Here is a 6,529-nt window from a genome sequence, read left to right on the forward strand (position 1 = left end):
AAGATCACCAGCGCCTTGCTGCGCGAATTGACGCTGCTTTTCCCGAATCCTGCCGATTGTCCGATCGCGCGGATGGCTTGACCGCCGTCCGTGTCGTTCCTCCATGCCGTCTTGCGCGGCCTCCAGTCCTATTCGGGGATTTTCCATGACATCGTTTTTTAGAATACCGCTCAAGGCGGCCCTCCTTCTCGCGTGCCTTGCGCCAGCCGGCTTCGCCGCCTGGGACGCCCAGGCCGCGGAGACCAGCTATCCGCTGACACTCGAAAACTGCGGCCGGCAGGTGACAATTCAGACTGCGCCGGCGCGGACCGTCTCGATCGGCCAGAGCAGCACCGAAATCCTCTATCTCCTGGGGCTGGCCGACAAGGTCGTCGGCACCGCGCGCTGGGTTGGTCCGGTCCTGAAAGGCTTTGAGGAGGTCAATGCCAGGGTCGAGCGCCTGGCAGACAACGATCCAAGCTTCGAGAGCGTGCTCGCCAGGAAGCCGGACATCATCGCCGTTCAGTTCCAGGGGCAGGTCGGCCCCGAGGGTGCGGTGGCCAAGCCCGAGCAATTCGAGGAGCTGGGAATCCCGGTCTACACGTCTCCGTCCGATTGCGTCGGAAAGGAAAACGCCAATGCCGGCGACGGGGTGCGCCATCAGGTCTTCACCATGGATCTTGTCCATCAGGAGATCCGCGATCTTGCGCAAATCTACAATGTCCAGGACAAGGGCGAAGACGTCGTCGCGGATCTGAAGACGCGGGAGGAAGCCGCCCGCGCCAGGATCGCGTCAGCCGAGGGCAAGCTGTCGGCGGTCTTCTGGTTTTCCAGCGCCGCCGACGCCGATCCCTATGTGGCGGGAAAGAACGGTGCGTCAGGCTACATCATGTCGGCGCTGGGCATCCAGAACATCATCACCACCGAGGAGGAATGGCCGACGGTGGGCTGGGAGACCATCGCCAAGTCTGCGCCAACCATGATTGTCGCCGGCTCCATGGAGCGCCGCCGCCATCCGCAGGACAGCCTTGAGGCAAAGCTCGCCTTCCTCAAATCCGATCCGGTTGCAAGCCTGATGCCGGCTGTCACCGCCGGCTATGTGTTCGAGATGGATGCGCAAGCGATGAACCCGACGATCCGCACGATCGAGGGCATCGAGGTCCTGGCTGCCAGCATCGCCAAAGCCGGCCTGGCCAAGTGAACCGGGCATTGCAAACGACGGGACGAACGGGCGCGGCTTTCGCCGCGCTCGCCGTTCTTCTGTCAGCGCTCTGGATGGGCGCATCGATCGGCGAAACGTCAATCCCGTTCTCAACCGTCGCGCAGACCGTTGCAAACCGGCTGTGGAACGCCGGCTACCCGCTGGAGCCGATCGACGAAGGCATTGTCTGGAGCTACCGGCTGAGCCGCTCGGTGATCGCGGCTTCCTGCGGCGCCGCCCTGGCGCTTTCCGGCGTGGTTCTGCAGTCCTTGCTGCGCAACCCGCTTGCGGACCCCTATCTGCTGGGTATTTCCGCGGGCGCCTCCACCGGCGCCGTGAGCGTCGCCATCCTCGGCGTCGGCGCCGGGTACCTGACGCTGCCGATCGGCGCCTTCATCGGCGCAATACTGGCTTTCGCCCTTGTCAGCGTGCTGGCGCTGAAGGCCGGGCGGGGGACGGCGGCCATCATCCTGGCGGGCGTCGCCGGTTCGCAGCTGTTCAACGCGCTCACTTCGTTCATCGTCACCAAGGCCGCAACAGCCGAGCAGGCCCGCGGCATCATGTTCTGGCTGCTGGGCAACCTCTCTGGCGTGCGCTGGCCGGACGCGTGGCTGGCGGTGCCGGCAGCACTCCTTGGCCTTGTCGTGTGCATCTGGCACGCCCGCGCGCTCGATGCCTTCACCTTTGGCTCCGAATCCGCGGCATCGCTCGGGATATCGGTCCGCCGCACCTATTTCGTCCTCGTCGGCGTCTCGGCAATGATGACCGCAGCCATGGTTTCGATCGTCGGATCGATCGGTTTCGTCGGTCTCGTCATTCCCCATGCCGCGCGCATGCTTGTGGGTGTCCGCCACGGGATCCTGCTGCCGGCATCTGCCCTGATCGGCGCGGTCTTCATGATCATTGCTGATATCCTGTCGCGGACCATCATCACCGGGCAGGTGCTGCCGATCGGCGTGATTACCGCGCTGGTCGGCGCACCGGCCTTCGCCCTCATCCTGGCGCAACGCAGGGAGCGCGCATGACACTTTCGGTGAGCCATGTTTCGTGGTCGGCGGGCGGGACCGAGATTCTCAGGGACATCTCGCTCACGGTTGAAACCGGCGAGTTTCTTGGGATCATCGGTCCCAACGGTTCGGGCAAGACAAGTTTGATGTCGTTGTTTGCCGGCCTTCGCAAGCCGAGGTCCGGCGTGGTGCTGCTCGATGGTGCCCCGATCGGTTCGCTCAGCAGGCGTGATGTCGCGCAACGCCTGGCACTGGTCGAGCAGCAGGCGGACACCGGCGAGCGGATCACCGCGCGGCAGGCCGTCGAAATCGGCCGCACACCTTATCTCGGACCGCTCTTGCCTTGGTCGCCGGACGATGACCGGATTGTTGATGCCGCCCTCGACAACGTCGACATGACGCATCTTGCCGGGCGAAGCTGGCATACCTTGTCCGGTGGCGAGCGCCAGAGGCTGCATATCGCCCGCGCCATTGCCCAGCAGCCGGAGATCCTGCTGCTCGATGAGCCGACAAATCATCTCGATATCGGCCACCAGATCAGCCTGCTCGACCTGGTGCAGCGCCAGGAGCTTACGGTGGTGGCGGCGTTGCATGACCTCAACCACGCGGCCATGTACTGCGACAGGATCGCGGTGATGCAGGTCGGCTGCCTGGTTGCGCTCGGCCGGCCCCGCGACGTGCTGACCGAGGAACGGATCCGCGACGTGTTCGGCGTCGACGCCGAAATCGACGTCGATGGTGGCGGCCTGTGCCACCTGCGCTTCCGGACCCAGCGGTCGCACGCGCGCGTCACCGCCGTGCGACCGGCAAATCTTTCCGCCACTGGAGGCCGATGACCATGCGCAATCACGGACTCAAGGAAGACATCCGGGACTACTGGTCGAAGCGATCATCGACCTTCGATCTGGCTTTCGGTCACCGCATTCCTCCGGGGCCGGAACTGGAAGCCTGGGCGACAACGGTGCGCGTGGCCGTCGGACCGAAGCCGTTGAAGGTGCTGGAGCTTGCCTGCGGCACGGGCGAGGTGACGAATGTCCTGCTCGGCCTTGGCCACGAGGTGACTGCGCTGGACTTTTCCGAAGCCATGCTGGGTGTCGCGCGCGCCAAGCATGCAGGCAACGGGCGGGCGCGGTTCATTCTGGCCGATGCCGAACGCACGATGGAGCCCGACGAAACCTATGACGCGGTGATCTGTCGCCACCTTGTATGGACGCTGACGGACCCTGAACAGGCGCTTGCCGACTGGCTTCGGGTGTTGAAACCCGGCGGCAGGCTGCTCGTCTTCGATGGCGACTGGGCCAAGCCCACACCCGTGGGCCGGGTCGCCGGCCTGGCTGTCCGGGTGCTCGAGAGCTTCATGGGCCATGATCCCTACTATGACGGCGCGATGAGCCAGATGCATGGCGACATCATGAGGCGGCTTCCGTTCAGTCAGGGGTTGACTGTCGAACGCCTCGAACCGCTGGTGCGGGAGACGGGTTTCGTTGACATTGCTTGTCCATCTCACGATCCATCGGCAAGGCACAGCGCAGAACCGCGGACATCAGGAACCGGCTGAGAACGCTTCTATACCGCCGCTTTATCCTCACGGCCTTGCGTCCTGCAACGAGCCAGGCCGCTGGCCAGGTCTAGGCCTCAATCCGACAGGGTCCTCATATGTCTGGGTCATGTCCCAGCACGGGGTGTGGCCGGTGTTTCGAAGGCGCGTTGACCCAAGCCGATTGTGCGGGGGGCAAGGCGGATGGTAGGTCAGCGTGTCTGACCGACCATCGGCGATTCGGCCGAACGAACCGAACGGGCACGGCAAGTGGCCGTGGTCCGCTTGCCCGATCGCGCCACTCGCGAGAGCATCGACATGGCGGGAAATCGCCGCAAGAATACCGAGCGCATCGGCTGACGAGCCGGTGCAGGCCTCAATCCCCGGAGTCCCGCATGCAAAGCCACGCCGAAGCCAAGTTCGAGCCTCAGGCCTATGGCACCGATCCGACCCGCATCCTCAAGCAGATCTGGGGATATCCCAGTTTCCGCGGCCAGCAGCAGGCCGTCATCGAAACCGTGCTGGCCGGACGGGATGCGCTGGTGCTGTTTCCGACAGGGAAGGGGAAGTCGCTTTGCTTCCAGATCCCCGCGCTCTGCCTGGAGGGCACGGCGATCGTGGTGTCCCCGCTGGTGGCGCTGATGCGCGACCAGGTGGAGGACATGAAGGCGCTCGGGATCGCCGCCGAATGCATCTGGTCCGAGCAGCCCGAGGACGAGGCCATGGATGTGCGGCGGCGGCTGGCAGCGGGCGAGCTGAAGCTGATCTATGTGACGCCGGAGCGTGCCGTCCTTCCGGGCTTTGCCAGAATGTTCGGCCGGACGCGGATATCGATGGTCTGCATCGACGAGTGTCACTGTGTGAGCACCTGGGGCAACAATTTCCGCAAGGACTACCTTTCGCTGGGCAGGCTGAAGGAGCTTTATCCCGGCGTGCCGCGGATCGCCCTGACGGCGACCGCCGATCCGCACACCCGTCTGGACATCGTGCGGCTGCTGGATCTCGACGATGCGGAGACCTTCGTCGACAGTTTCGATCGACCCAATATCAGCTATGAAATCGTCGAGAGGAACAACGCCAGGAGCCAGTTGCTGCAGTTCCTGAAGCGTCACTCGGGGTCAAGCGGCATCGTCTACTGCCTCTCGCGCAAGAAGGTCGAGGAGACCTGCGGCTGGCTCAACGACAATGGCATCCGGGCCAAGTACTACCATGCCCGGATGGATCCGCAGACCAAGCGTGACACCCAGGACGCCTTCCGAATGGAGGAAGGCCTGTGCCTCGTGGCCACCGTTGCCTTCGGCATGGGCATCAACAAGCCGAATGTCCGCTATGTGGCCCATCTCGATCTGCCGTCCTCGGTGGAGGGATACTATCAGGAGACCGGCCGCGCCGGCCGCGACGGGCTGCCCTCCGAAGCCTTCATGACCTACGGCATGCAGGACATCGTGCAGCGACAACGGATGATCGACCAGGGCGAGGCGACCGACGAGGTCAAGCGCATCGAGCGGGCCAAGCTCAATGCGCTCGTCGGGATCTGCGAGACGGCGGGCTGCCGACGGCGGGTGATCCTGTCGCATTTCGGCGAAACCTATCCGGCCGACTGCGGCAATTGCGACACCTGCACCAATCCGGTCGAGCAGTGGGACGGAACGGAGGCGGCGATCATGGGGCTGGCCGCGGTCTATCGGACCGGCCAGCGATTCGGCGTCGGCCATCTCATCGACGTGCTGACCGGCAAGGTCACCGACAAGACGGAGCGTTTCGGCCATACCGAACTGCCGGTCTTCGGGGTCGGCAAGGCGATCGCGCCGAGCGTCTGGCAATCGGTGTTCCGGCAGTTGCTCGCCTTCAGCCTGATCGAGGTGGATCACGACAATTTCGGCGCCATCCTGCTGCGCGACGAAGCTTCGGACGTGTTCAAGAAACGCCGCACCGTGATGTTCCGCAAGGACCGGCTGGTCTCGGGACGCAAGGCCTCCGGCGCAGCCAGGCCGGCGGCCGGGGGGCGCCTGGCCTTGTCCGGTGAGGATCAGGAACTGTTCGACCGGCTGCGCGCTATGCGCATGGGCCTTTCCAGGGAACTGGGCGTGGCGCCCTACATGGTGTTTCCGGACACGACGCTGGTGGCATTCGCGACCAGGCGGCCGCGCACGGCCGAGGCGATGCTCAGCATTTCCGGAGTCGGCGAGACCAAGCTGGCGCGGTTTGGCGCAAGTTTCCTTGAGGTGATCAACGAGACCGGCCTCTGAAGGCGGGCGGACCATTCGCTGGATGAAGTGCGCCCGCCTTCAGAGGCCACGGCAAAGGGGCGGGTCCGTGGCTGGGCAGGGGTGACTCCCATGGCTCAACCGGCGCCGTTCGAGGGCGGGAAGAGCGGCGTCGGACTCCGCGGGGTGAGCCATCCGACCGGAGAGGATCGCCCGGACCGGCGCTCTCACCACTCCGGCGATGCAGGATGCCGCCAGCTGGAAAGGGCGGACAAAGCCGAATTCCGATCTTTTCTCGTTGCGTGGAATGCCTGCCTGTCTTGCGTTGAAGACCATGATGACAAGGGGCGCGAGCCCGTTGCCTGAGCTGATCCGGCCGTATGACCCATAGGATCGGAGGGGTTTGGAACCGCGGGCGGGCTCGCGGTGTTGCAATGCGTGGCCAGCCCGGCATTCCGGGCCGCTGCAATCGGCCTTTGTCACCAAACTGTCTTTTTGTTTGAGATTCGTGAAATTGGTTGTTGACAGTTTGGGAGGGTGGGGCCTATAAACCGCTCAGACAACGAGGGCGGGGCGCCGCTGGCGGCCAAGAAGTTCG

At 64.5% G+C, this 6,529-nt stretch carries 4 protein-coding genes and 1 pseudogene; all 5 read left to right on the forward strand.

Features of this window, described 5'->3' with window-relative positions; translation table 11 throughout:
• The first annotated feature begins 145 nt into the window (after positions 1-145).
• The 5 genes and pseudogenes from DFR52_RS23240 (at position 146) to recQ (ending at position 5,973) form a co-directional block, all read left to right on the forward strand.
• Entirely contained in the window at positions 146-1,180 is a 1,035-nt protein-coding gene (locus DFR52_RS23240) for an ABC transporter substrate-binding protein (protein WP_110034475.1), read from the forward strand.
• A complete protein-coding gene (locus tag DFR52_RS23245) occupies positions 1,177-2,205 on the forward strand; it encodes a FecCD family ABC transporter permease (RefSeq protein ID WP_110034476.1) in 1,029 nt (342 codons plus the stop codon). The genes DFR52_RS23240 and DFR52_RS23245 overlap by 4 nt, the downstream gene beginning before the upstream one ends.
• Complete coding sequence (locus DFR52_RS23250; protein ID WP_110034477.1) at positions 2,202-3,023, forward strand: ABC transporter ATP-binding protein; 822 nt, start codon at positions 2,202-2,204, stop codon at positions 3,021-3,023. The genes DFR52_RS23245 and DFR52_RS23250 overlap by 4 nt, the downstream gene beginning before the upstream one ends.
• Positions 3,020-3,819: pseudogene (locus DFR52_RS23255) on the forward strand (class I SAM-dependent methyltransferase). Before DFR52_RS23250 ends, DFR52_RS23255 begins: the two are co-directional and overlap by 4 nt.
• 300 nt (positions 3,820-4,119) lie before the next feature.
• Positions 4,120-5,973, forward strand: coding sequence for a DNA helicase RecQ (gene recQ / locus DFR52_RS23260; protein WP_110034478.1), 1,854 nt, complete (start codon positions 4,120-4,122; stop codon positions 5,971-5,973).
• Positions 5,974-6,529 lie beyond the last annotated feature (556 nt).

Origin of the sequence: Hoeflea marina (assembly GCF_003182275.1) — a bacterium.
In the GTDB taxonomy this organism is placed as follows: Bacteria; Pseudomonadota; Alphaproteobacteria; order Rhizobiales; family Rhizobiaceae; genus Hoeflea; species Hoeflea marina.

Bases quoted from the DNA above. Each gene is read 5' to 3' on its own strand.
- DFR52_RS23240 (WP_110034475.1), top strand. From the start codon at position 146: ATGACATCGTTTTTTAGAATACCGCTCAAGGCGGCCCTCCTTCTCGCG.
- recQ (WP_110034478.1), top strand. From the start codon at position 4,120: ATGCAAAGCCACGCCGAAGCCAAGTTCGAGCCTCAGGCCTATGGCACC.
- DFR52_RS23250 (WP_110034477.1), top strand. From the start codon at position 2,202: ATGACACTTTCGGTGAGCCATGTTTCGTGGTCGGCGGGCGGGACCGAG.